General features: G+C 56.5%; 19 protein-coding genes and 1 pseudogene. 7 read left to right on the top strand and 13 right to left on the bottom strand.

Translation table 11 applies throughout. The features are described from left to right. A pseudogene (locus M3223_RS21375) lies at nucleotides 1-468 on the bottom strand (biotin-dependent carboxyltransferase family protein); the annotation flags it as partial. Nucleotides 469-573: 105 nt separating this feature from the next. Continuing rightward, nucleotides 574-1434: a helix-turn-helix transcriptional regulator gene (locus M3223_RS21370; protein WP_251565400.1), complete on the bottom strand. Its 861-nt coding sequence runs from the start codon at nucleotides 1432-1434 to the stop codon at nucleotides 574-576. Between the two features lie 115 nt (nucleotides 1435-1549). Between M3223_RS21370 and fabF the strand changes: the two genes are divergently transcribed. Continuing rightward, nucleotides 1550-2857 carry a beta-ketoacyl-ACP synthase II gene (gene fabF / locus M3223_RS21365; protein WP_251565399.1) on the top strand — a complete coding sequence of 436 codons (1308 nt, stop codon included), beginning with the start codon at nucleotides 1550-1552 and terminating at the stop codon, nucleotides 2855-2857. Between the two features lie 416 nt (nucleotides 2858-3273). On the opposite strand, the gene pxpB is transcribed toward fabF, so the two are convergent. Continuing rightward, nucleotides 3274-4065: a 5-oxoprolinase subunit PxpB gene (pxpB, locus tag M3223_RS21360; RefSeq protein WP_251565398.1), complete on the bottom strand. Its 792-nt coding sequence runs from the start codon at nucleotides 4063-4065 to the stop codon at nucleotides 3274-3276. 403 nt (nucleotides 4066-4468) lie between these two features. On the opposite strand from pxpB, the gene M3223_RS21355 reads away from it, so the two are divergent. The 5 genes from M3223_RS21355 to M3223_RS21335 are packed head-to-tail and all read left to right on the top strand — an operon-like array spanning nucleotide 4469 to nucleotide 9897. Then, the gene (locus tag M3223_RS21355) at nucleotides 4469-5347 is read left to right on the top strand and encodes an ATP-binding cassette domain-containing protein (protein ID WP_251565397.1); all 879 of its coding nucleotides are present in this window, start codon (nucleotides 4469-4471) and stop codon (nucleotides 5345-5347) included. Beyond that, nucleotides 5347-7596: a hypothetical protein gene (locus tag M3223_RS21350; protein ID WP_251565396.1), complete on the top strand. Its 2250-nt coding sequence runs from the start codon at nucleotides 5347-5349 to the stop codon at nucleotides 7594-7596. Before M3223_RS21355 ends, M3223_RS21350 begins: the two co-directional genes overlap by 1 nt. 5 nt (nucleotides 7597-7601) lie before the next feature. Then, on the top strand, nucleotides 7602-8192 hold the full coding sequence (locus tag M3223_RS21345) for an RNA polymerase sigma factor (RefSeq protein WP_251565395.1): 591 nt from the start codon (nucleotides 7602-7604) through the stop codon (nucleotides 8190-8192). Beyond that, a complete protein-coding gene (locus M3223_RS21340) occupies nucleotides 8173-9018 on the top strand; it encodes a hypothetical protein (RefSeq protein WP_251565394.1) in 846 nt (281 codons plus the stop codon). The genes M3223_RS21345 and M3223_RS21340 overlap by 20 nt, the downstream gene beginning before the upstream one ends. A 12-nt stretch (nucleotides 9019-9030) precedes the next feature. Beyond that, on the top strand, nucleotides 9031-9897 hold the full coding sequence (locus tag M3223_RS21335; RefSeq protein WP_251565393.1) for an ATP-binding cassette domain-containing protein: 867 nt from the start codon (nucleotides 9031-9033) through the stop codon (nucleotides 9895-9897). On the opposite strand, the gene M3223_RS21330 is transcribed toward M3223_RS21335, so the two are convergent. Beyond that, nucleotides 9894-11363 carry a vWA domain-containing protein gene (locus M3223_RS21330; RefSeq protein ID WP_251565392.1) on the bottom strand — a complete coding sequence of 490 codons (1470 nt, stop codon included), beginning with the start codon at nucleotides 11361-11363 and terminating at the stop codon, nucleotides 9894-9896. The two genes, M3223_RS21335 and M3223_RS21330, sit on opposite strands and share 4 nt — an antisense overlap. A gap of 179 nt (nucleotides 11364-11542) precedes the next feature. Between M3223_RS21330 and M3223_RS21325 the strand changes: the two genes are divergently transcribed. Further along, nucleotides 11543-11845 (top strand): hypothetical protein, encoded by a 303-nt coding sequence (locus tag M3223_RS21325; protein WP_251565391.1) that lies wholly within the window; start codon nucleotides 11543-11545, stop codon nucleotides 11843-11845. Between the two features lie 56 nt (nucleotides 11846-11901). Here the strand turns inward: M3223_RS21325 and M3223_RS21320 are convergent, their stop codons facing one another. The 9 genes from M3223_RS21320 to M3223_RS21280 all read right to left on the bottom strand — a co-directional run bounded on the left by M3223_RS21320 (nucleotide 11902) and on the right by M3223_RS21280 (nucleotide 24661). After that, complete coding sequence (locus M3223_RS21320) at nucleotides 11902-12498, bottom strand: hypothetical protein (protein ID WP_251565390.1); 597 nt, start codon at nucleotides 12496-12498, stop codon at nucleotides 11902-11904. Between the two features lie 495 nt (nucleotides 12499-12993). Then, a complete protein-coding gene (locus M3223_RS21315) occupies nucleotides 12994-13890 on the bottom strand; it encodes an amidoligase family protein (protein WP_251565388.1) in 897 nt (298 codons plus the stop codon). Between the two features lie 312 nt (nucleotides 13891-14202). Further along, nucleotides 14203-15951 (bottom strand): right-handed parallel beta-helix repeat-containing protein, encoded by a 1749-nt coding sequence (locus M3223_RS21310; protein ID WP_251565386.1) that lies wholly within the window; start codon nucleotides 15949-15951, stop codon nucleotides 14203-14205. A gap of 357 nt (nucleotides 15952-16308) precedes the next feature. Next, nucleotides 16309-17304, bottom strand: coding sequence for a galactose/methyl galactoside ABC transporter permease MglC (gene mglC / locus M3223_RS21305; RefSeq protein WP_251565413.1), 996 nt, complete (start codon nucleotides 17302-17304; stop codon nucleotides 16309-16311). A gap of 63 nt (nucleotides 17305-17367) precedes the next feature. Continuing rightward, complete coding sequence (locus M3223_RS21300) at nucleotides 17368-18885, bottom strand: sugar ABC transporter ATP-binding protein (RefSeq protein WP_251565384.1); 1518 nt, start codon at nucleotides 18883-18885, stop codon at nucleotides 17368-17370. A gap of 92 nt (nucleotides 18886-18977) precedes the next feature. Beyond that, nucleotides 18978-20039 (bottom strand): galactose ABC transporter substrate-binding protein, encoded by a 1062-nt coding sequence (locus tag M3223_RS21295; RefSeq protein ID WP_251565382.1) that lies wholly within the window; start codon nucleotides 20037-20039, stop codon nucleotides 18978-18980. Nucleotides 20040-20232: 193 nt separating this feature from the next. Further along, nucleotides 20233-21183: a substrate-binding domain-containing protein gene (locus M3223_RS21290; RefSeq protein ID WP_251565379.1), complete on the bottom strand. Its 951-nt coding sequence runs from the start codon at nucleotides 21181-21183 to the stop codon at nucleotides 20233-20235. After that, nucleotides 21180-22994 carry a sensor histidine kinase gene (locus tag M3223_RS21285; RefSeq protein ID WP_353057723.1) on the bottom strand — a complete coding sequence of 605 codons (1815 nt, stop codon included), beginning with the start codon at nucleotides 22992-22994 and terminating at the stop codon, nucleotides 21180-21182. Before M3223_RS21285 ends, M3223_RS21290 begins: the two co-directional genes overlap by 4 nt. Then, entirely contained in the window at nucleotides 22991-24661 is a 1671-nt protein-coding gene (locus M3223_RS21280; protein WP_251565377.1) for a response regulator, read from the bottom strand. The genes M3223_RS21285 and M3223_RS21280 overlap by 4 nt, the downstream gene beginning before the upstream one ends. Nucleotides 24662-24883: the final 222 nt, after the last annotated feature.

The following is a 24883-nucleotide window of genomic DNA, read 5'->3' as shown; positions in this document are numbered from 1 at the left end:
GCTCGGGCGCGGCGCGGCTGCGCGAGCGCCAGCGCCGCCGGGCGTGCCGTCCGCGCCGCGATGCGGCTGCGAAGCGCCGGCCACGCCGCAAAAGCCGCCGCCGACGGCCAGGTACGCCCGGCAGCCGCTGCGGGCCCGCCGGGCAGTGAGGGTGCTGCCCGGCGGCAGGTAAACCGTGCGCCAAGACTGCAGCGGCCAGCCGTCCACGTCCGCCGCCATGTCCGCGCCGCACATGGCGGCCAGTATCCCGCCTGGCGCGTCTACCCGCAGCTGAGCCCCGCCCAGCGTCAGCTCCAGCGCAGCGGCTCCTCTGCTGTTGCCGCATAACAGATTAGCCGTCTGAAAAGAAACGGCATCCATCGCTCCCCCGGCGGGAATTCCTTGCGCCCGCCAGCCGGGCCGCGGGAGCTGCTGAAGCTCCAAGCTCATGCCTGGATGCAATACAGTCAGCGCGTTCGAAGCGTTCATTGCCGTCCCTCCTTCAGTACCTTTTTTCTTTTATCGCCCGCAGAACCAGACAAAAGCGTCCTTGCACCGCTACCGCTACCGCTCCAACTCAGAAATTCCAAGCGCTCAGCGCACCGCTTTCTCTTCCATCAACCGCCTCATTTTGCGCGCAGTCGCCGTCTCCGGAGCCGGTGTATAAATGCTGCAGCGCAAATCCTGCTCCCCCTGCACCTGCAGGCTCGTCAGCTGAAACTGCATTTTGCCCGCCTTGGCATGGCGAAACTCCAAAATCACCTCAGGTGCCGTGCTGACGCGGCTCTCTTCCCACAGCTCGCGAAATCGGGGATACCGCTGCTCCATATCCTCTATATATGAAACATACCAATCGTCGTCGGCATACTGTCCGTAATAGGAGCGAAAAATGGCCAAATACCCCCGCACAAACTGCTCCCAATTGACAGCCAGCCGCTGCAGCTCCGGACGGGTAAACAGCAGCGTAATCATGTTCCGCTGCTCCGGCGGCAGCATTCCAAAATCGAGAAAAACCCGGGCAGCCGCTTCGTTCCAGCCTGCGATCCGGCAGCGGCGGTCGGAAATGATGGCCGGGCAGCTGTCCAGCCCGTCCACGATCAGCTGCAGCGCCAAGGATGGCTGAGCGGGCGCTTCTCCGTCCTCCCAGCCTATGCCGCTTGGAGGGGCGGCTCCGTCTCCTGCCAGCGCGGCTAAATATTTTCGCTCATCCGCATTCAGGCCAAGCGCTTTGGCAACCGCCTCCTGCACAGAGGCCGACACGCGGATATCTCTGCCTTGCTCCAGCCATGTGTACCAGGTCGGACTGACACCTGCCAGCTGCGCGACCTCTTCTCTTCGAAGCCCCGGCGTACGCCTCCGGCCGCCGGTTGGAAAGCCGTTTGCTCCAGGGTCCAGCGCCATGCGGCGAGAGCGGAGAAAATCCGATAGGGCTTGCAAGCGTGCTTGCCGGTTCATGGCGCTCCTCCTTATCCTGTTATCTTTTATACTAGTATAAACCACAACTTGTACCAGCATAAAGCCTGTGGCAAAATGCCCTCAAGCACCTCATTACAGCAAGGAGCTGATCGGAATGAACGTTTACCGCTCCATCCAAAATCCCGTCGTGCAAAGGCGGGTTGTTATTACCGGCATGGGAGCCGTCAGCCCTTTGGGTCATGACGCCGCCGCTCTTTGGGCCGGGTTATCCGCCGGACGCTCCGGCATCCGCCGAATCCATGACACGGATATGCCGGAAGAGCTGCTCGCAGATATAGATGAAAACGCCATTGCAGGCATTGTACCCGATTGGGACGGCGAAGCCCGGTTTGGCCGCAAGGAAGCAAGAAAAATGGACCGCTTCGTCCAGTTCGCCCTCACCGCAGCCGAAGAAGCGCTGGAGCAAGCGGGCTTGCGCAACGGGAACTTCGTCCCGGAGCGGACCGGCGTGTACGTCGGTTCCGGCATCGGCGGCATCGGCACATTAATGGAACAGGCGCGTGTGCTTCAGCAGCGCGGCCGGGGACGCGTCAGCCCGACGCTTGTGCCGATGATGATCGCCAACATGGCCGCTGCCATGATCAGCATCCGGTTTGGCATGACCGGCCCGGTGCTGGCGCCAGTCACAGCCTGCTCCATCGGCAATACCGCCATCGGCGAGGCAATGCGGCTCATTCGACATGGCGGGGCGGATGTTGTATTGGCTGGAGGAGCTGAGGCCGCTGTTTCTCCTATTGCGCTTGCCGGCTTTGGCAACGCCACCGCCCTAGCTTCGTTTAAGGGCGATCCGGCAGCCGCCAGCCGTCCGTTTGATGCCGAACGCAGCGGTTTTGTTATGGCGGAGGGCGCTGGCATATTAGTCCTTGAATCATTGGAGCATGCGCTGGCGCGCGGCGCGGAGCCGCTTGCGGAAGTGCTAGGTTACGGAGCTACCTCCGACGCGTGGCACATGGTCGCTACCGAGCCGAGCGGAAAAGGAGCCGCTTCCGCACTACGGCTGGCGATGGAGGATGCGGAGCTGCCGCAAGAGGCAATTGGGGTCATCAGCGCCCATGCTACCGGCACCCCTCTTGGTGACCTGTCGGAAACACGAGCCATCTCAACCGCATTTGGCGACAAAGCCGCTTCCATTCCGGTTACGGCAAACAAATCGATGACGGGCCACATGCTTGGCGCTGCCGGAGGCGTTGAAGCGATCGCTCTGATCGGCATGCTGCGCGAAGGACTGCTGCTGCCTACCTTAAATCTCACATCACCCGACCCTGAATGCGGGCTGGACTATGTGCCGCTGACTGCACGCCCCGCCGAGCTTCAAGCGGGCTTGTCCAACTCCTTCGGATTTGGCGGACATAACGCGGTCATTGCTCTCAGCCGTTTTACGGAAAATGGGCTGTTATCGTAGAACTAGCCTCTGCGCGTTTAATGGTGTATTTTTTCGCTAGTCCGCACCTGGGAGCCTTTGAGTAGTGTAGCTTCGTACGGTTAACATCAATGAACTGCACCTAGAAACGGATTTCCAATCAACTTTTTGCAACTAACATCGCCTTTACCCGGCTGCCCGCAGCCAAGTTGCCCGTTACACAGCGCAATAACAGCTAGTACGATCTCTAACGCAACTGAGCAGGCTTATTCGGCTCAAATTGGCTATTTTTTCAGCGTAACGCAACTGAGACGGCTTATTTGAGCCTCTGCAGGCGAATTAGCCCCTAAAATTGAACTATAACGCGTCTCAGTTGCGCTAGATTCAAATAATGGGACAAAACGCCCTTATAACGCTTCTCAGTTACGTTAACATTTAAAATCAGCTTAAAAATTCGATTAAACCGGAACAAACCGGATACGGTCGCCAGCCGTCAGTAAAGCAGGCCTGCTTTTTTCGTAATCGACTAGTTTAACGTCCGTACGGCCAATCAGCTGCCAGCCGCCAGGAGACTCCGCCGGATACACGCCTGTCTGCGCGCCTCCAATTCCGACAGATCCTGCTGGAACGCGAGTGCGCGGCGTGTCCCGCCTGGGCTGGGCCAGCTCCGGGGGCAAACCGTCCAGATAAGGGAAACCCGGCAAAAAGCCGATCATGACGACCCGGTAAATTGGCGCGCAATGCGCGAGCACAAAGGCTTCCGCCGACATGCCGCTTCGACATGCAGCCTCCTCCAAATCCGGCCCTTCCGCTCCCCCGTAACGGACTGGTATATCCACGATTGTCCTGCACTCCGCTGATTCGAGAGGCGGCATCTTCCGCAGCCGTTCCTTCAATAAAATGACGGCAAGCTCCCAAACCGCAGACGTTACGCCATAAGCTCCCGTCCGCCCGGACTCAATAGCCTTTAATCGCTCCTGCCAGTCCATACCCCGCATCAATGTAATTAGCTTAACCGGATCATAGATCACCAGCACCGAATCATATCCCGGCACGGCATCCTCCAGCCACGTCCAGCCGCCGCTTTCCAGCCATGCGGCGGTTTGCGCCATGAGCCGCTGCAGCGGCTCGCCCTGCAGCAAGGAATCGCTGCTGCGGATCATGATGGCTCGATCGCCCGCTGGCGCTAGCAATAACGGATGCTCAAACCTTTCTCGTTTTTCCCCGATGCCGCCAATATTGTGCATCATTGCTTCCGCCCCTTCCGGCTCCACGAACCTATCCCTTTATCCGCAGCTTTCCTTCTAATCCATTCATTTTAACATGACTACGGAAAACCAGCTGCCATAACAGACACACACCGCGTGCCCCAAAATGCTTCTAGGGCTGGCGAGTTAAGACATTCGGCAGCTGAGCTTGTAGAGCCCTGAAGATTCTGATGGAGGTGCCGCGAGGCTTTTCAGCTTATAACAATACGCAGCTGTTCCGGCAAGCCATATTCAGCCCCGGCAGCTTCTTCTGGACAGCTCTTTGTACAGCGTTAATACATGCAGCTAAAAAAGTTTTTAGCGGAATTTGATATAATAGATCCCGATGCCAAAACGCAGAAACTTTTTTCCCGCTGCGGTCGTTGATTGCACAGGAGGCCGACATATGATGCTTACCGCCCACTCGCTGGGAAAACAATACAAAACAGGCTGGGCGCTCCGCCCGCTTACGCTGGAGCTGGGCACCGGCCTGCACGGGCTGCTTGGCCCGAACGGCGCCGGCAAGTCAACGCTGCTCCGCCTGCTCGCCGGCATGCTGGCGCCAACTACCGGAGACGCGCTGCTGAGAGGCAGCTCGGTACGAGACTTCCGCCGCAACGGCAGCCGTATCGGCTATCTGCCGCAAAATATGCGCGTGCTGCCCCAGTTCACCGCCCGCCAGTGGCTGATGCATGCGGCGGCGCTGCAAGGCAAGTCAAGCCTCAAAGAAAGGACGCGGCTGACCGACGACGTGCTGGAGCAGGTCAATTTGCGGGATGAAGCCGACGTACCGGCCCGCTCTTACTCTTTTGGCATGATCAAACGCCTCGGTGTCGCACAGGCGCTGCTCTCGGCAAGCGACCTGCTCATCGTTGACGAGCCTACAGCAGGCCTGGATCCGGAAGAGCGCATCCGCCTGCGCCGGGTGCTTGCGGAAGCGGCGGCAACACGCGTCGTTCTGCTTTCCACCCATGTGCTTGGCGATATAGGAGCAAGCTGCCGCGAGGTAATCGTGCTGGGACGCGGCCGGCTGCTGTACCACGGGAGCACGCAAGGGCTGACCGGTTTCGCGGAGGATCGGACCTGGGCATGGGAAACATCGGAAAACGAATGGCGGCATATGCCGCTTGACGGACTGCTGTCCGCCCGCAAATCGGAAGAGGGAATATTGTGCCGCGCTCTGTCGGAGCGCTCCCCCTCGCCCTTTGCGCAGCTGGTGGAACCGACAATGGAGGAAGGTTATTTAGCGCTAATGAGCCGCCATGATTCGGAGGTGCTGCTCTGATGCGCGTCATGCTGCGGCAGGCGGGCATGGAGCTGAGATCCCTGATGCTGCTGCGCTGGACGCTCCTGCTTCCGGGTGCAGCAGCCGTATGGATGCTGCTGCATACATGGAGGCTGAGGCCGGAATCTTCGCAGGATGTGAATCTGTACGCGGCGGAAACGCATATCATGCTGCTTATGCTGACGACGGCTATTCCGCTGCTGCTCGGCGTTCTGCTCATGCGGCGCGATTTGCTCCATCCGTCCGCGGAGTGGCTGTTCCGCTTGCCGGTATCGGCGGGGGGCTGGATGGCCGCCAAATGGCTTGCCGGCTTTGCGTATATGACGCTTTATACAGCTGCTGTCAGCGCCGCTTACGCCGCCTCCGCCCTGCGCCATGGCCTGCCTTTATCATCTATCTGGAGTCAGATCGGCACGTACGCGCTGCTATACGAGCAGTCTTTTGCCCTATCTCTTGCGCTTGGGCTGTTTCTAGGCGTACTGCTACCGCTTCGCTTCTCGCTACCGGCCGCTTTTTGCGCCTGGGTGTTCGGCTCGCTGTTTTTGCAGGCGTACATTCGTCCGGCATATGAATGGAACTGGCTGAAAGCATTTTATTTGCAGCCGCTGTTCGACAACAGCCTGTTCGGCAACGAACTATGGTCGTTTGAGCTGGCAAAAGACGAGCTGTTCCGGGGGTTTGCGTTTGGACTTGTGTTCGCGCTGTTCCTGCTCATCGCTGGGTCGGCACTGCTTGGCCGAAGCAAACCTCCGCTCGTCCGCAGCCGTCCATGGCTGCTGGCGCTTGCCGCATTCGTTGCAGCTGCGGCGGCGTTCCTGCCCTTTGCAGCGCTCCAGATTCAGCGCAGCGAGCATCAGCAGCTGCTTGAAGCTTCCGCTGCTCCTTATAAACAGCTGCAGGATCCCGCTCTTTTCCGCTTCCGGTTGGAGCGGCTGGAGCTTGAGGCCCGGATGCTGCCGAAGAGCCGTTTGGAGGCTGAAGCCCGGCTGGACATCCCGACCGTTCAGGGCAAGCTGCTTTCCGCTCAGAACGATCAGCCGTTGAAGTACGCGAAGGAAGGCACCGTTTCGCTGCTGCTTTATCCATCCCTTGAAGTACAATCGGTGGAAATCAACGGTGTCCCGGTTCACTGGGAGCGGGAAGCGGACAGCATCCGTTTTGCGGAGCAGCTGTTTGACCCCAGGCTTCACTTGCAGCGTGTCACGATCAGCTACAGCGGCGTTCTGAACGAATGGCAAAGCGGTCCCGGAGGCAGCGAAAGCTACCTTGCCTTCATCCGAAACAGCGCCGTATATTTGCCCGCATCGCTAGGCTGGTATCCGCTGCCGGGAGGCGACACGCTGTTAGCCCTTGACGAAAAAGACCGTCTGCTCGACCGTCCGGCCGCCTCGCTCACTCCGGAAACGGATTATGAGGTTGTCCTGAGCGGCTTTGATACCAAGCTGTTCGGCACGCTTCCTGCTGGAGAGGCGCAGGCGGGCAGGTTGAAATTTCAAGGCGTTTCCGCCGATGGTTTGACCCTTATTGGAGGGCGGTTTGAACAAGTCCGGCTTGCCGGTGAACCTGTTGAAATTATTACGACGGCAGGCAACGTTGATGAAGCCTACAGCTTTCTGGAACGGTTCCACGAACGCAGGAAGGGGCTGGAGGCCGTTACCGGGACACCGCTCGATACGGTGAACCAAATCTTCTTTTTCCCTATGCATCTCATTGGTACGAACACGGATTCCGCCACCCGCTCCTGGCATGCCGAAAACAACACGCTGTTCATCCCTCAGACAGAGCGCCGGAATCTTGACGGGTATGCAGAAGACGCGCTTAGCACGCTGCTGTTGTTTGGAGACACGGGCCGAGGGGCCGGGAATGCCCGCAAGGGCGCGCTGGCAAACAATTCCGGCCAGGCATCGATTGCCGTAGAGATTCGCTCCGCTTATGCTTATCTATATAACAAAACAAGCGGCAAAGACACGCCGTTCCGGCTTGAAAGCAAAGAATCCGCAGCCTGGATTCAGATGCGCAGTCTGATAGATGCGGCTTATGAGAACGGTTATGCCGACAATCTTTATCGGCTGCTCGAGCAGTTTCGCCAGTCAGGGCTGACTCTGCCTGAGCCGCCGCGCAACGAGGCTGGAGAACGGCTTTCTGCAAGCTCCGTCCCAATCGTGACATTTGAGCAGTTCATGCTGCTATGGAGCAAATTTATGCCTGAAACTTCATTGATGCCTACGACACAACCAAAGGGAGGTTAACCGCTGTGACGGATGAAGAATTGGTCCAGGGAATGATGAATGGCGATCAAGCCTGCTTCGAAGCGCTGGTGCATCGTTACCATGCCCCGCTTTCGGGATTTTTGCAGCGCCAGCTCAAGGACCCCGGCCGTGCGGAGGACATCGTGCAGGAGACATTTCTCAAGCTGATCCGCCAGCTGAAGGACCGCCGCAATCCCGACAACGTCCAGGCCTGGCTGTACCGGGTTGCGATGAATCAATGCCGGGACTATTGGAAAAGCTCTGGCTATCAAACCGACCGCAACCGCTTTGGCGAACCACCGGAGCGCAAGGACGAGCGCCCGTCCGTCGTGGAGCTTGCCGAGAGGCAGGAGACGCGGCGGGAAATCAAATCGACGCTGGAAGAGCTGCCTAAAGTGCAGCGCGACGTCGTTTTGCTCCGTTTTTATCAGGATCTCAAGCTTCAGGATATCGCCGATGTGCTGCAGCTTCCGCTCGGCTCGGTGAAAACTCATTTATATAAAGCGCTGCGCCGGCTAAAATCCAAGCTTGGCAAGGAGCAGGAAGCTCCGCTGCGCATGAGAGGAGGGGAACAGGATGGAATTGCCGAACGATAAAGAACTGAAACAGCTGGAGGATGAGCTGCGCTCCCCCCTGGCGTCCCTTCAGGTTCATCCGGTAACCGCAGGGGATACGGCTCGCCTGCTGGCCGCTTTGCAGCCTTCATTTGAAGCGCTGAAGCCGGAGCTCGCCGCTGGCGGCGTACCGGAATGGCTGCGGAACAACCTGGCTGGCTCCAAACGTCCAACGCTGCTTAAGCTGCTGCGCACGCAGCTTGGCGCTTATTCGAGAGCTTATTGGCTGGCGAGTCTCGGCGTGTTTTTTATGCTGATGTATATTTTGCCGTACGGCTCCGGGGATGAAGGCTCTTCAATTACAACCGAGGTGAGCAGCAAGCTGTCGCTGTTTCTCCCGATGCTGTTTCTGTCCGGTCTGATGTACAGCTTCCGCAGCTGGAACCGGGAAATGCGCACGATTGAAAGTATAACCCCATACCCTCCGGCGCTGCTGTTAATGGCTCGCGTGATGATCGTCGGCGGCCTAAACATGCTGTTCGGCCTGGCGGCTTCGCTGTATTTAACTACGCGGCTGGAGCAGTTTCCGATTTTGCCGTTTATGCTGCAGTGGATGTCGCTGATCGTGCTGATCGCCGGCGGTGCGGCCTATGTGATGCTGCGTGCCGGGGTAAAAAGCTCCTTTGTGATCGGCTCTCTTTTCTGGATGGGCTGGAACGTGATGGAGTACGTGCTGAGAATGCCTGAAAGCGGCAGTTCTTCTCCGGAAGTGATCCGCACGGCTATTTACTGGCTTTGTCTGGCCGCCGGAATGTGCATGACTTGGATGGCCTACCGACGCAGTCTCGTGATCAAGCGGGTTGTATAGGAGGCTGCCATTATGATTGAGCTGAGCGGCGTACGCTGGGAACGGCGTGCCGGCGTGTTCACCTTGGACATCCCCCGGCTGCTGCTGCGCGAGGGCATAACGGTTATGGCTGGCGCAAACGGCTCCGGCAAGTCCTCTCTGCTGCAGCTGCTAGCCACGGCAGAATTCCCTGATCAGGGGGGAATTCGCTACGGGACGATGAGCGGCGACCGGGATTTGGCCGCGATTCGCGCCTCCATCGGCTATGTGCCGACGGGACTGGAGTTGTACGAGGATATGAAAACAGAACGGCTGCTGCGCTATTTGTCAGAGCTGAAAGGTGAGCCGGGACAGACTGAAACGGACCGAGTCATCGCGCAGTTTCAGCTGGAGCCGTATCGGCGCCGCGCCATCAAAACACTGCCGCAAGGCGTGCGCCAGCGCATTGCCCTCGCCCAATCGGTTATTGGCTCTCCCGACTATCTGTTTCTGGACGAGCCGCTGAATGCGCTGGACTCCATTGAACGGCTGCGGCTCATCCGTTTTCTCGCTGCCTATGCGCGCGGTCGTTATGTCGTCGTTTCGACCCATGAACTTAACGAATGGGAGGCATGGGCCTCCCGCATCGTGTGGCTTGCCGACGGCAAACCGCTGTTTCACGGCACTCCGAACGACTGGACGAGCGATCTGCCAGGATCGGTTTGGACCGGCTCCGTCAACCGGGCGCGCTACGAGCAGCTGCCTGCAGAGGCGATGATTCAGGTCCGGCCGGAGCATGAGCTGTGGAGCGTGAGAATTCTTTCAGCACATGATCCCGGCCCGGAATTTGTGCGCAAGGACGCAACGCTGGAGGATGCTTATTTCATCCGTTCGCGGGCGAAAAACGGCAAGCTGAATTAAACGGCTGCATAACGGCTGATCAGCTCGACGAGCAGATCGTTGAAAGGCATAATTTGCGGTTCAATTCCTTCCGGCTTTTTGTGGCTGCCGCCAATTCCGCTGTCATCCGTCAGGAACACATATGTGCCGCCGGTTGCGGCAGCCAGCGAGCGCATCAGCAGCTCCGTCTCCAAATCCGTGCCGCTGGCGGCGACTGGAACGATGCGGATTCCTTTTGCCGCCGCTGCCTCCGTCATCTGTTGAATTTCTCTCAGCTCGGATTGGCCGCGATGAGGAGGAGCGTCCAGCACAAGCAGCAGCAATCTCGCTTGAGCGCTCTCGCTCCAATCATGCTCCCCGATCGCGTTTTTAAGCGCTTCGTCAACTGCCTCCGGATAGTCCTGACCGCCGTCCGCTTCCTGCTCGGCAATCCGGTCCTGGGCTTGCTGCGAATCCTTCTGGAACGGAAACGGCCGGACGGTGTATTCATCACCATGGTCACGGTAAAAATTCGGGCTGATCCTGATGTTCAGGCTCTGCCCGTTTTTCTTTTGCACCCGGCTCACGACATCGACCAGCTCTTTGGAAAGGTAATTCAGCTCATCCGCCATGGAGCCGGTTGTATCCACCATCAGCATCAAGTCAAGCGTCCGGTCGGGTTGCTTCGGCTTGTTGGAAGTATTAATGGAAACGACGTTTTCGTTCTTCCAATCTTGTTGGGCAACTTGATGTGACGGCGCCGATTTGAGCTCTGGCACGCTTACGATGCAATCCTCGCCGACGGCTTCGCGGCGTTTATTGGATTCGGGGGCCTCGCTGCTGTTCAGGTTGGAATCCGCTGCGCCATTTTGTACGTCCGTCTCGCCGCTGCTCAGCAGCGAACCGAACAGGTACGCGACGCCCTTGTTGTCGGTCCGGGCCGACCATTCTGTACGGTCTGAGCATTGCAGCAGCACCTTTGTGTCTCTGGCAGGGACACCTTCCGCTGTTACTTTGACCGTCAGCCTTTGATCCGGAACAATGCCCCACGACTGTAAAATCCCGTCGCGCCCCTCGCTGCCAATCAGCTTAAGCCAGCGGCTCCAGGAGCCGTTGTCGTCCCACTCCCCGGCTGTCAGCATGCCCGCCTGCGGCTCAGGCTGCGGCTTCTTTTCAGGCGGAAAAGCTTCGGAGTACGCGCGGTCCTCTGTTGTTTTGGAAACTCCGGCTTTTTCTGTCACCGCTGTGTTTCCCGTGTCCGAGCTTGTCGCGCTCCCCTTGGCTCCCGGAGCGTCAGCCTCATGCGTGACAATGCTCCCTTCGCTTCCCGGAGCAGCTTTCTCATGCGAGATCGTGCTGGAGCCGGTAGTTGTGCTGCTCTTGCCAGCGCTATCCTGCGAATCTCCACAGCCCGAAACGGCGACGGTCAAGGCCAACAGCACGGCCTGCCAGACAAATCTGCTTTGCTTTTTTCCAGCCGTATAAGCGGAATCGGTCTGAAAATTCATTTTGTCCCCCCCCTTATCTCGAAGCCTTATAAAAAGTATCCGATGCGCCTAAGCGTTACCCATTTTTTGTATTTATTTCACTTTGACGGCGGCGGCTTAGCAAAGGTTGCAATGCAGCATATGCCCCAGTACAATCGGAACATATTATTGAAGGCATCGATGAAGGAGGAATGGCAGCAATGGAAATTTATCAGCTGGCTTCAATCGAGCTGACGCACGGGGATTGGACTCGTAAGCTGGACATGGAGTCGGCCGAGCTTGTGTTAGTCACCGAGGCAGGCTCGCGGCTGTGGTATGTAGATGTGACGGGGCTGCGGGATGAGGATCTTCTGGATTATTTTTATACGGCATCGGATATTCAGGTTGAATTAAAGGCTGTTGCCCAATCGGGCGCAACGCTGGAGGGCACGGCTTATTTCCACGCCAACAAAGCCCGCCATGCGGCCGCTTTGCGCGGTGACGGCGAGCTTGCTGGAGTATAGGATATAGTCAGTTCAATATTAAATGCGGCGTGTTTTCGGCATCATCTGGACATGGATTATCCGAGGTCCAAATGCTCCAATAACAGCTCAAGCTCAAACGATTGGAGCTTTTCCAAAAGCGGCGTGTCCTGACTGCGGTGTCCGGTTAGCGAGGAGGCCGCAGCAAGGTCGGTAAACAACGCCGCATTCCAGAACGGCTCCCGTTTCAGCTTGCGCAGCAGCGTGTTATCGGCGCCCGGCGTTCCTTCCGCCAGCTCCACCGCCAGGCGCTGGAGCTCTTTTGCCTGCGGATGAGGGCCGGCAAGCCGGAACCAATAGTTTGCGTTGGAAAAGTCGCCTTCCATCCGGTGCATCAAACCGTGCAAATAACTTCCTTCTTGAGTGTCCAAGTGCTGAGACAGCTCATGGGAGCGGTCCAGACTGCCGTTGCGCAAATGCAGGCCGGATGCCATCGCCTGTAAGCGCTGGCGCTGCTCCAGCTCCGGCTGAGTACGGGGACGAAGCTCCTGCAGAGCTGCGACGATCCGGTCAAGCCGGGTTTCCAGCTCGTTATCCTCCGCAGCGCCGTCCGGCGCCAGCGAGAGACGGCTTTGATTCGCCTTAAACTCCTCGCGGATGTGATTCAGCTCCTGCCTAATCTCTTTCGTCTCCATTTTAATCACTCCTTTTAGTTGATGAAAATTATCCGCTCGGCGAAAAGCTAGCATACGTTGAAATTCCCTCCGATAAAAGAGCGAACCGCTGAAAAATCCCCAGCTTACGCCAATTCAGGGAATCCCCCCGGCTGCCGGTTCGCTGCATTTCCGCTTCCGTAAGGGCGTTTGACGTCCTTACGGCTGCCGGTTCGCTGCGTTTCCGCTCCCGTAAGGGCGTTTGACGTCCTTACGACGGCCGATTCGCCTCGTTTCCGCTTCCGTAAGGGCGTTTGACGTCCTTACGACGGCCGATTCGCCTCGTTTCCGCTTCCGTAAGGGCGTTTGACGTCCTTACGGCTGCCGGTTCGCTGCATTTCCGCTTCCGTAAGGGCGTTTGACGTCCTTACGGCTGCTGGTTCGCTGCATTTCCGCTTCCGTAAGGGCGTTTGCGCCCTTACGACCACCTCATAGCCTCGTTTCCGCTTCCGAACGTGCACCGCACGGATTCTGCTGTTACCGGCAGAGCTCCCAGCCGCATGCCGCCGCCCGAAAAAAAAGCCGGCTAAGCGAACCGCTGCTATCCTCTACATAAACAGCCATCCCTCCGGGCTCAGGACGAAGATGATGAATCTCCCCGCCGGGGATGAGCGGTTCGACAAGTGGCGCAAACACCGGAATCAGCATTTCCTCCAGCCATATCTGTTCCTGCCGCCATCTTGGCGGCTCGCATCGCGGCGGGTATCCGCCAACAGCCGCGCCTAAAACCTCCGCCAGCTCCTGCGGATCGGCAGGCAAGCTGCTTCCCGCTCCTACAGCCTCCACAAACCGCAAACACAGCTCCGCCACACGGCAAATCTCCTCGGCTTCCAGCGAACCATTGGCATACCTCATTTCTACGGTTCCGATCTCAAACCAAGGATTGATGTTGATACCGAACCGATGGGACTGCGGCCGTCCGCTGTTATGAAGCGACTCCGGGTCGCCTGTCTCACGAAACTGGCATATCCGATCCGCTGTAAGGGGCGGGCAAAATATGATCCGGTGCGGACTTGTGTCCAGCAGCTCCTGCAAGACATGCTGAGTATGCAGCGCAGCGTCCAGCAGCGGAAGAAGAATTGCTTCTCCGTACCGCTCCAGCCCGACATGCACATGCAGCCCGCAGCTCCAGTTTACGGTCGCCCCCTGCCGCTGCAGTCGGTCCGCCATCTCGGCAATTTGCCCCCGCTGCTCCCAAAAAAGCGGCGGGGACTGCAGCTCGCTGCCGGACTCCTCTCCGCTTTCATCGGTTTGTTGTTCGTCGAGCGCCATATTCCATCCCGGCAGCAGCTCCAAGCGTTCCGGATCACCGCCGACAAATTCAATCTCCACGCCGAAGCGCAGCTTTTCCCAGTCTTTCGCAGCATGTTTCATTCAAGTTCTCCTCCCATTAGCTGAATTACGCTTCCGCTCTTCATCTAATAAGGGAGGCGGGGCTCGGGATTAACGGGGCACCTTATCACGGGTCATAGTCAGCTCTCCTCCTTTGAATGAAACCAGTCGTCTGTCAGCTACGTTTATCGTTATAGTAGCACATCGCCAGCTTGGGCTGACAGCAAAAACGGCAGTCCAAATGACTGCCGTTCTGTTCTGCCAATTCAAATGGGAATCACTAGCGATCGATTGCACTATATACATCTCTCAATGAGAGGCGGCGCATGTCAGTACGGACTGCTCCCTCCTCCATTAAGGATTAACGACAACAACCCCGCTGCTCGCTCCGGTAATTCCGCTAGCAGGCTGCTGAACGTTAACCGTCATGCTCGAAAAAGGCCCCATGCGGTCAATCGTATTGGACGTAAACGTAACGCCGCTCGCATTTTTCAGCCAGATGACGGATCTGGCGTCAATGCCTTTATCCGCGCCGTTGTTGTTCGGAGTGTCCAGATGCGTTCGCAGAAACTTGTTCCCCGTCACTACCGCGTTGCTGACGTTGGTCAGATTCAGGTTCAGCCCGTTGACCGAATCAAATGTATTGCCCTCTATACGGATGTTGTCAAACGCCTTGACGCTTGTTATGTTGCCGCTGGCAAACCCGACGGCGCCCGCCTGATCGGACCACGGCATATAATGATGATATCCCGTGCCAATGAATTGGTTGTTGCGGATCGTCAGATTGCTGCCCGCCCCGGCATGCGAATCGCTCATCCCTTCGGGCGACACCACAATTGCTTTGTCTCCGCCGCGGAATACGTTATTTTCAATTAAACCGCTGCCCGCTTTGAGCAGCATGCCTCTTCCTGGGCTGTACACCGTATTGTTGCGGAACGTGAAGCCGTTGCCCATCCGGTCCGGACTGAAAATAAAGCTTTCTACCGCAAACGGCGAGCTGCGGTTCAGCTTGATTTTGTAATAGTTGTCGCCAGGGAAACGCCAGAGCGTCCAGTCCGCTGCGGAATCGATTTTCTGCAAAATCGAAGCCGCGATTCCCGCCGAAGCTCTTGGCACCTTCTGAACGGTAACAACGGTTGCCTCCGTCGAATTGTTAAAGCGCTTCAACCGGTCGCCAACGCGCGGAGCCTGGCTTTCGTCGCGCAGCACGATGACGATGTCGCTGCCGGTAACCTTAACGACGCCATAATCGCCGGATTGAATGCTGAACGAATCGTCGCCGGCGTTTTGAATGACGGAGTTTTCTACGGTTGGGCCTTTTTTGGATGTTTTGAACTGAATGCCGTCCCAAACGGCCGTAAGCAAAGGTTGTTCTGTAGCGCCGGAAGGCGCCGGGCCAGGAATAAGCTTGAAACCGTTCAGTATCGTTCCGCCTTCGCTGCTCGCCTCAAGGAAGCCGAAGCCCGGCGCCGTATGAACGGTCACGTTGTTCATCACGATTCCTTTACTGTTCTCCACCACGATGCCGTGCGGGATGCCGCCGGATTCCGGTCCCCCCGCCAATGTTACGAGGTCGTTAACGGCGACGTTGTTCCCTACGCCGGAGAGCGAAATCCTAATTGAGCCGTCGGAATTCCACGAAGCTTGTGTTCCCCAGAGGTGGTTGATGCCCTTCTTCTGGAAACGGGTTGCCGGACTGTAAATCGACAGTCTGGTGTAGAGCTGGCTTGGATAACCCGCGTCGAGCTTAATGTCCACGTAGGATTTGTCTGCGGCGACAGCCTTGATTTTGCCTTGTGTAAACGGCAGCGGATCGTAGTTGAGCGTCAGACCCGTGAGCTTAATGTTGGAGCTGCCCCAGATCGAGACGCCTCTTGTCAGCTTGGTGCCGATAACCGTAACGCCAGTCGCGTCAATTTCCAGATTGTTGGCGTTTTCAATATTAAGAATGGAGGATGTGCCCGCTTTGGGCCCGATCCGATAAGTGCCAGCCGGAAGAACAAGCTTTGTTTTTTTCTCGGCAATAGCCGCAGCGATAAGCGCCTGAATATCGGCGGCTGCTTCTGCTTTCCCGGCGGACAGGATAGCGCTTTCAATATGCAACGAAGCTGGCCCCCGAAACGCCGCGATGCCGAATACAAGCAATGTTATTGCTAAAATTAATATCAAAAATTTTCCTATACTCCCCGTAATTATCACCTTGTACACCCTTCCTGAAATAATTTTAGTATAATTTACTATAAATATTTGGATGTAATAACTCCTTTCTCCAGTTGATAATTCGGATAATATGAGCTGTTTTTTCACTTTATTCCGCTAAACAAGCAACTTGCAATTCGCGAACCTTTTGGCAGCAAACGCCGCTCTAACCAAAACAGGCGGCGGTATTTTTTTCTCTCCTGAAACGCCAAACAGCCCCTCTCTCAGGAAGGGGCTGTCGGCTGACGATTATGCAATAAATTAGCTTTTGGCTACATATCTGCGAATGTCGAATGCAACGGCAGCAACGATAATAAGACCTTTAATAATTAACTGCCAGTAAGGGCTGATGCCGATAAATGTCAGGCCGTAGTTGATGACGCCGAATATAAGCACGCCCGCCATTATGCCGGGAACCGTCCCGATGCCGCCTGCCGTAGATACGCCGCCGACAACGCAGGCCGCGATGGCGTCCAGCTCGTACATGTTGCCGTAATTATTCGTTGCCCCGCCGGTGCGCGCCGCCTCCAAAATACCGCCAAGGCCGTACAGGCCGCCAGCGATGGCGTAAATCATGATCAGGTTGCGGGCTACGTTAATGCCGGATACATGCGCCGCCTGCACGTTGCCGCCAATGGCGTACATGTTTTTGCCAAGCCGGGTTTTGTTGAATACGATCCAGCAAATGGCGGCAACCGCGATCGCGATCAGCACGATATAAGGAATGGTGTACCCACCGCCCAGATTGATGGAGCCGGTACCCCATTTTGTGAAATCCTCCCGCAAGCCGGCAATCGGCTGCGACTGGTTTGGCTCCATATCGAAGTAGAGCGAGTTCATGCCGTATACCGCTACCATTGTGCCAAGCGTGGCGATAAACGGCGGCACTTTAAACTTGGCAATAATTACACCGTTCACCATACCGACAAGCACGCCGGCCAAAATACCGATTGCAACCGGGATGCCTACCCACAGCTCATCCAAATTGGGGAAAAACTTGGCCGCATATTTATCCGTCTGCAGCATGGAAGCCGAGATAACGGCTGTCAACCCGACAACGCGGCCTGCGGACAGGTCGGTTCCGCCTGCGATGAGGACAAATCCCGCGCCAAGCGCGATAATCGCGCGTGTAGAGTTCTGCTGCAAAATATCCCGTAACGTAGAATACGCCAAAAAGTTCGGATCCATAAAGGCAATAACGATAACGAGCAGGATCAGGACTAGGAAAATGGCCCGCCGCGACGCATAATCTCTCATCCAGGCCGCCCAATTGCGGCCCGGCTTTTGCAGTGTATCATTCATATGTCATTCCCCTTTCAGTTAAGCCATTCGCTGCTGGGCGGCCAGCCGCATAATTTCTTGCTCCGTTGCCCTGTTCCCGTCCACAATCCCGGTCAGCTTGCCCTCGCTCATGACCATGATGCGGTCGGACATGCCGAGCAGCTCCGGCATTTCAGAGCTGATCATAATGATGCTCCGCCCTTGCTTGGCAAGCTCAACGATAATGGAGTAAATTTCAAATTTGGCGCCAACATCAATTCCTCTTGTCGGCTCATCAAGCAGTAAAATGTCAGGATCGGTCAGCAGCCAGCGGGCGAGCAGCACTTTTTGCTGGTTGCCGCCGGACAGATTGCGGATTAACGTGTCCACGCCCGGCGTTTTGGTACGGAACTTCGTGACATTTTCCGCCGCCTCACGGCGTCCTTTCGCCTCGTCAATCAAGCCGATGGGATTGCGGTAGCGGCCCAGGTTAGCGATGATCGTATTTTCGTACACGGACAGCACGGGGAAAATGCCCGTTGTCCGCCGTTCCTCCGTCAGCAGCGCCATTCCGTGCTTTTTGGCGTCAGCCGGATTGCGGATGTTCACTTTGCGGCCGTCGATTTCAATGCTGCCCGCCGCCGTTTTGCGCAGTCCGAACAGCGTTTCAATCAGCTCCGTGCGCTGAGCTCCGACGAGGCCTCCAAGACCGAGAATTTCGCCGCGCCGTAGCTCAAAGCTGACGTTTTTGAACGACATCGGATTCACCGAAGTTAAGCCGTCCACCTTCATAATGACCGATGATGGCGTATTGGTGCGCTCCGGGAAACGCTCCGTCAAATCGCGTCCCACCATCCGGCTGATAATTAAATCCATCGTCAGCTCGGACGCTTCCCATGTTCCGACATAGCTGCCGTCGCGCATAATTGTCACATCGTCGGATATGCGCAATATTTCTTCCATTTTGTGCGAAATATAAATAATCGACACGCCGCGGCTGCGCAGCTCGTTGATGATCTCGAACAGCTTCTCCACCTCGTTGCCGGTAAGCGAGGAGGTCGGTTCGTCCATGACGATAATCCGGGAGTTGTAGGATACGGCCTTGGCAATTTCGATCGATTGAATTTTAGAGACAGACAGCGAGCCGGTTTCGGCATGGGGATTAATATCCAGCTTCAGATCTCGCATCAACGCCTCGGTTTCCCGCAGCATTTTACGGTGGTCGACAAGCCGCAGCGGGCCAAAACCAAAGGTCGGAAACCGTCCGAGCCATAGGTTTTCCATCACCGAACGAAACGGCACCGGGTGCAGCTCCTGGTGGATCATCGATACGCCGTTTGCCAGCGCGTCACGGGAATTGGTAATGCTTACTTTTTGGCCGTCCAAATAAATTTCGCCCTCGTCGGGCTTGTAAATGCCGAACAGGCATTTCATAAGCGTTGATTTGCCTGCGCCGTTTTCGCCCATTAGCGCATGCACCGTGCCGGGCCGGACCTTAAGCGTAACTTTGTTCAAAGCCTGAACGCCGGGAAAAGCTTTGGATACTTCGCGCATTTCAAGACGGTATGATGTGCTCATCGATGCGCCTCCTTCATCATTCCTTTCCTCGCCCTGCTGACGGCGGGAAGCAAAAAGGAGCCCGCCGCGTCCCGGGCTCCGTTTGTGATTGCTTATTGCTGTGCTTCGGCAACGTTTTCCTTTGTGATCTTTTTGTAGGCGATCCAAACGTATTTGCCGTCGGTAATGTCATACCCGGTATTTTCTTTTGTCGGCGTTTCGCCATTGGCAAGCGCAGCGGCGAGCGCAACGGTAGCGCCGCCTTGATTTTTGGCGTCGTTCAGCACGGTGCCAAGCAATGTTCCATCCTGCAGCGCCTGAATTGCAGGAGCTGTGGCATCTACGCCGACAACCGGCATAAATTTGTCGTCCTTGAAGTAACCGCCCGCTTTAAGCGCTTCGATTGCGCCGAGCGCCATGTCGTCGTTGTTCGCCAAAACGGCTTCAATCTTGTCGCCGCGAGCCGCCAGCCATGTTTGCATTTTGTCCTGGCCTTTGACGCGGTCCCACATTGCCGTATCCTGCTCCAGCTTCTCCACCTTGATGCCCGCGTCTTCAATCGCCTGAATGGAGTATTTCGTGCGCAGCTCGGCGTCCTGGTGGCCCGGCTCGCCCTGCAGCATGACGTATTGGAGCACCCCGTCGCCGTTTTTGTCGGCTTTTGGATTCGCCTTCCAATAGTCGGCGATGATTTGACCGGACAGAGTTCCGGACTCCTCCGCCTTCGCGCCGACGTAGTACACCTTATCCCATTTGTTCATATCCTCGGCAACTGGCTCGCGGTTCAGGAATACAACGGGGATGTTCGCGCCTTTTGCTTTGTCGATGATGACTCCGGCCGCGGTGCGGTCAACCGGGTTGACGGCAATGGCCTTATATTTTTTGGAGATAAACAGATCGATTTTTTCGTTTTGTGTCGGCTGGGCGTTCTGGCTGTCTACAATATCGAGGTCGGCTTTATCCTTCGCTGCAGCGGTCATTGCGTTGCGCACGCCAGTCATGAACGTATCGTCGAATTTGTAGATTGCAACGCCGACTTTCGGCTGTTTTCCGCCGCCGGAATCTCCGCCTGAGTTTCCTCCGGTATTGCCGCCGCCGTTGTTGCCCGAGCCGCAGCCTGCCGCCGTTACCATGACAGCCGCCAGCGCAGCCGCGAGAATCGCTTGTTTTTTCATCTAAAAGACCTCCCGAGAGATTAAGTGGTGAACTTGCCGCCTGAGCGGGTTGGCTTATGTCCTTATTATGAAAGGGCTTACGGCTTTTTCGAATGCAAAATCTTCACCCGTTCTATAAAAATCTTCATCACAATCATTTTTTCATATCGTTCCCTCAAACAGAGCTGCCATGAAAAAAAAGGCCCGTTCGGGCCTATTTCACAAATGGAAACAGCAGCTTCTGATTGTCCATCCAAAACATGCTGTCAGGCGTTACCGCCTTTGTCGCCAGCGTCAGCTTCGCTTCCGGCTCCTCGCCTCGCAGTACAGCTCCCGCCTGCTTCATGCCTAGATAACCGGCATTAAAACCGCTTTGCACAATGAGCTGGTCGATAATGCCGTCCTGCAGCATTTCCAGCTGAGGCGTCTCGCTGCCAAATCCGACAATGCGGATCCGCGAGCCTTTTCCCTGACGCACCGATTCGTTCGCCGCGCTCAGCACGCCTTGCTCCTGTACGGCGACGATGCCGTCCACCTCGCCCATGAGCTGGCGCGCAGCCTCCGCGCACCCGTCAGGGGAGCTTCCGCAGGAGTATCCGGCGTTAATCGTAATGCCGGGATGACGGGAAAGCTCTTCCAGCACCCCTTGAGCCCGTTCTACATAACCGGGAGCATGCAAATCCGAGCCCAGCAGGGCTACTCTTCCTTTGCCTTGCAGCAGCTCCGCCATCGCCCCGCCGGCAAGCCGGCCCGCGTCCAGGTTGTTAATCGTTACCGTGCTGGCAACTCCCTTTACAGGATAAGCATCATTTAAAGTAACAACGGAGCCGCCGCTGTTGTTCACCATTTGCACAATCGATTCCAGCTGCCCGAAACTGTCGGGATCAAGCATTAACACGGATGCTCCGTTGTTTAGCGCCTTTCGGGCGGCTTCATGCTGACCAGCTGTATCCTCAATATAAATGAGCTCGCAGCCAAACTCCTTGGCCGCCGCCTCCGCTCCAAGCCGGATGGAATCAGCCAGCGCTCCATCCATTTGCGGCGCGATAAGCGCCACTCGTCCAATGCTGCCGTCTTCGCCTGACGGCGGCTTCGCTTCAGAGCAGCCTTGCAGCAGCAGCGACGCCAACGCAAGGCAAAGCGACAATCGCTCTAAAACCTTCATAACTCGCTCCCCTCCGCCTGCTGCGCCGGAATTCGAACCCAAACCGTTGTTCCTTCCTCCAGCTCGCTTTTGAATTCCAGGCCGTATGCAGCACCGTAATAAAGCCGAATCCGGTCATGTATGTTTCGCAGTGCGACCCCGGAGCCTTTGCCCGTCCGCGACAGCTCCTGCCGGTCGTTCTCCTGCGATGGTCCGTGAAGCAGAGAGGCTGCCTTCTCCGGTGTCATGCCGGCGCCGTTATCCTCAACACGCAGCACCAGTACACCGTCCTCAACTATGGCGTCAACTGTGATTCGCCCCTCGTCGACGGAATATTCCAGACCGTGCTCAATCGAATTTTCCAGCAGAGGCTGCAGAACAAGCTTTAACGTCAGGCATTGCGCGGCGTCCTCGGAAGCCGTTATGCCAAACGTGAATTTACGTCCGAAGCGCATCTGCTGAATCGTCAAATAATGATGCGCATGCTCCAGCTCGTCGCGGACGGATATAAGCGTTCTCCCTTTACTGAGGCTGATGCGGAACAGCTTGGATAAGGAGGTAATCATCGTAACGACCTCTTCTCCCCGGCTCATGCCCGCCATGCGCACAACGGAATTAAGCGTGTTGTATAAAAAATGCGGGTTGATCTGGGCCTGCAGCGCCTCCAGCTCATGTTTGCGTTTGGATTCCTGCTCCAAAACGATTTGCTCCATAAGCTGGCGGATTTTGTGAATCATCAGATTGAAGCGGCGGGAAAGACGTTCGACCTCAAGCGGGCCGCCCACGGGCAGCTCGGCGTTGAACTGCCCATTTTCGACCGTCCGCATCATTTTTTCTACCCGTTTGAGAGGGCGGATAATGGAGCGGGCAAGCAGAACACTGACCAGCAGCACAACGATGAGCGCAACCGCAACAACGCGGATTAAATATTCGTTCACTTCCTCGCGGGTTGTGAGCAGCTCGTCCATGTAGCTGACGCCGACGATTTTCCAGCCGATATTGCCGACCGATTGAACCGATACCAGCCTTCGCTCGCCATCCAGCTCCTCGGTATAACTGCCGGTAGCAACGAGCGCCCGTTCAATGCTCTCCCGCTTAAGCCCCATATACATCAGCTGCTGCTGCGGATGGTAAACGATATTGCCCGCGCCTTCGTCGATGATATAAATATAGCCCCTCCGCCCAAGGCTGATCCGGCTGCTCAGCTCGTCAATCTGTTTAAAGTTAATGTCGACAAGCAGGATGACCTCCTGCGGTGCTCCGTCATTCACGACCGTCACCCGCTTGCTCATGCTGACGACCCATTTGTAGCTGCCTTTGTACAGGTTTTGAATATGCGGAAATGAAAATCCGAGATGATTCGGCACGCGGATTGCAGCCTGGAACCAGCCTTGGCCAATCGGATTTGCACTGGAGCGGAGCTCTGCGGCCGGCCTGTTTTTAAGAAGCTTGCCCTTCTCGTCGAACAAAGCGATCGATACGATATCGTCCCGGCTGCCCATCAGCGTGTCCAGCTGTTTGTCGACCTCGGCTCCGTTCCACTGTCCGTTTTGGAGCATATTTTTTTCAATGGCACGGTAGAAATTGGACAATCCCCGCACATAATCCTCCAGGTTATAACTTGCCTGCGCGACGATCTGCCCGGAGGAGGTGAACGCGCTCCGCTCTGCGGAGGCGGAAAACTTCTCATGCAGCAGCAGCGCGACAATGCCGATGGCCAAAACGATCATAATGGAAAACGACCAAGCGACGATGGACTGAATACTGCTAAAACGGGAATAACGAAGCCTCTGTCTCAAACGGTTCGCTGCCTTGGCAACCAAGCGCTTCACGGCTGAGCCCCTGCTTCCGCTTCCTTCCACCTGCTGCGGTACTCCTTAGGCGTAGCTCCGGTATGTTTCTTGAAGCAGAAGCTGAAATAGTTCGGCTCGGAAAAGCCGATCCGCTCCGCGATTTCAAACGCCTTTAGCTCGGTTGTGCGCAGAAGCTCCTGGGCCAGCTCCATACGCAGCTGCATCACATATTGCAGAAAGGTGAGCTTAACCTCGCGTTTGAACAAGCTGCAAAAATAACCTGTGCTTATATGCAAATGAGAACAAACAACCGGAATAGACAGATCGGGATCATGCAGCCGGGAGCGCGTAAACCGGATTGCTTCTTCTACGAGATCCTTGTATGCATGCTGCCGTGTTCCCGCGATGCGGGTCATGAGATCGCTGCACAGCTTTTCCAGCCATCGTCTAGCTTCAGCGAATCCGTTTTGTCTGGCAAGCTCCGCATAAGGACCCGCGCCGGTTCCCAGCAGTTCCTCCAGCTCAACTTCGGCGGACTGCGCCGTCCGGCAGACGGAGGTCAGCACCTCCATCAAATAAAGCTGGATCGCGCTGTAAGAATGTCCCTCGCCTATTTCTCCAAAAATTGTCCCCAGCAGTTCGGACAGCTCCTCCGCCGTTCCAACTTTAAGGCAGCGGGAAAGCGATTGTTCCTTGAGCTCGTCAAAACGCAGCGGCGCGGATTGGCGCCGTTCCAGATCCTGCAGGAAAATAAGCCGGTCCATTCCGGGCACGAGACGGTAATCTAACGCAAGCAATGCTTCTTCATAAGCTTCCTTGATGCCGGAAAGATTGGCCTTGGGCAGACCTGTCCCAATCGTAACGTCCATCCTCAGATAAAAACCGACGCTTCTTGCCAAATGCTCCAGCGTCGCCTGGCAGCGCTCGCGCCAGCCGTCCTCGCCAACGCCAAAGTCCATCAGCACAATGTTATCCTGATGCAGAAAAGCCAGCCGCTCCTTGCGGTTAGCCCAAATTTCTTCCGCAACATTAAACACGGCGAACAGCCTCAGCTCTACATCCGAGGAGCGCGACAGCGAGCCGCTGGAAGCGGCCTCATCCGTACGTTCCGCTCCCTGTGCAAGCTCCCCATCCGGCGAATCCAGCCGAACGACCGATACTGAGCAGCCTTCTCCGTCCAGACTCAATCCGTACTGGTCCGCTCTGCTGCGAATCTGATCCTTGTCGTACTGCCGGTAAAGCAGCGAGCTGAGAAATTGCGCTTGCAGCTGCGGCTGGCTGAGCCGGTAATGCTCCCTCAGCTTGTGGGCATCTTCCCGCTCCGCCCTCTCCCGGTCCATCTTCTCTTTCAAGCCGATGAGCAGCTCCGTTAAGCTTGCCGCCGTAAACGGCTTAAGCAAATATTCGTCAACATTTAGCGACACCGCTTGGCGCGCATAGTCGAATTCGTCATATCCGGTCAAAATAACGGTTCGGGCTAGAGGAAGTTCCGTCTGCAGCCGCTTTACCAGCTCCAGTCCGTCTATAAACGGCATACGGATATCGGTCAGCACAACATCAGGCAGCAGCCGTTCTGCCAGCTCCAGCGCTTCCAGTCCGTTTTCAGCCGTTCCGGCGACCGAGAACCCGCAAGCTTCCCAGTCGATTTCCGTTAACAGCCCCTCCCTTACATCGGCCTCGTCATCAGCCAGCAGCACGCGGTACATAGGATTCACTCCCCACACGATCTATAGAGAACTATTACACTATCAGGTTAGTCCTATAATGTAAACGCATACTTATTGGCACTAAAGCTAAAGCCCGTCCCGGGGCCAAACCCGACCATTCGATCTTTCCCGCTTCAAATCCCGGTTTTCAAACAAGCCGGGTCAGGCATAGAAATAAGACAGTTCTTCACGTTCTATAACTATGAACTCTGTTTGAGCAAA

Source organism: Paenibacillus pasadenensis, from assembly GCF_023715725.1.
Classification (GTDB): Bacteria; Bacillota; Bacilli; order Paenibacillales; family Paenibacillaceae; genus Paenibacillus_O; species Paenibacillus_O pasadenensis_A.
Note: the sequence above shows the minus strand (reverse complement) of the source record. Positions and strands in the feature narration are given on the sequence as shown.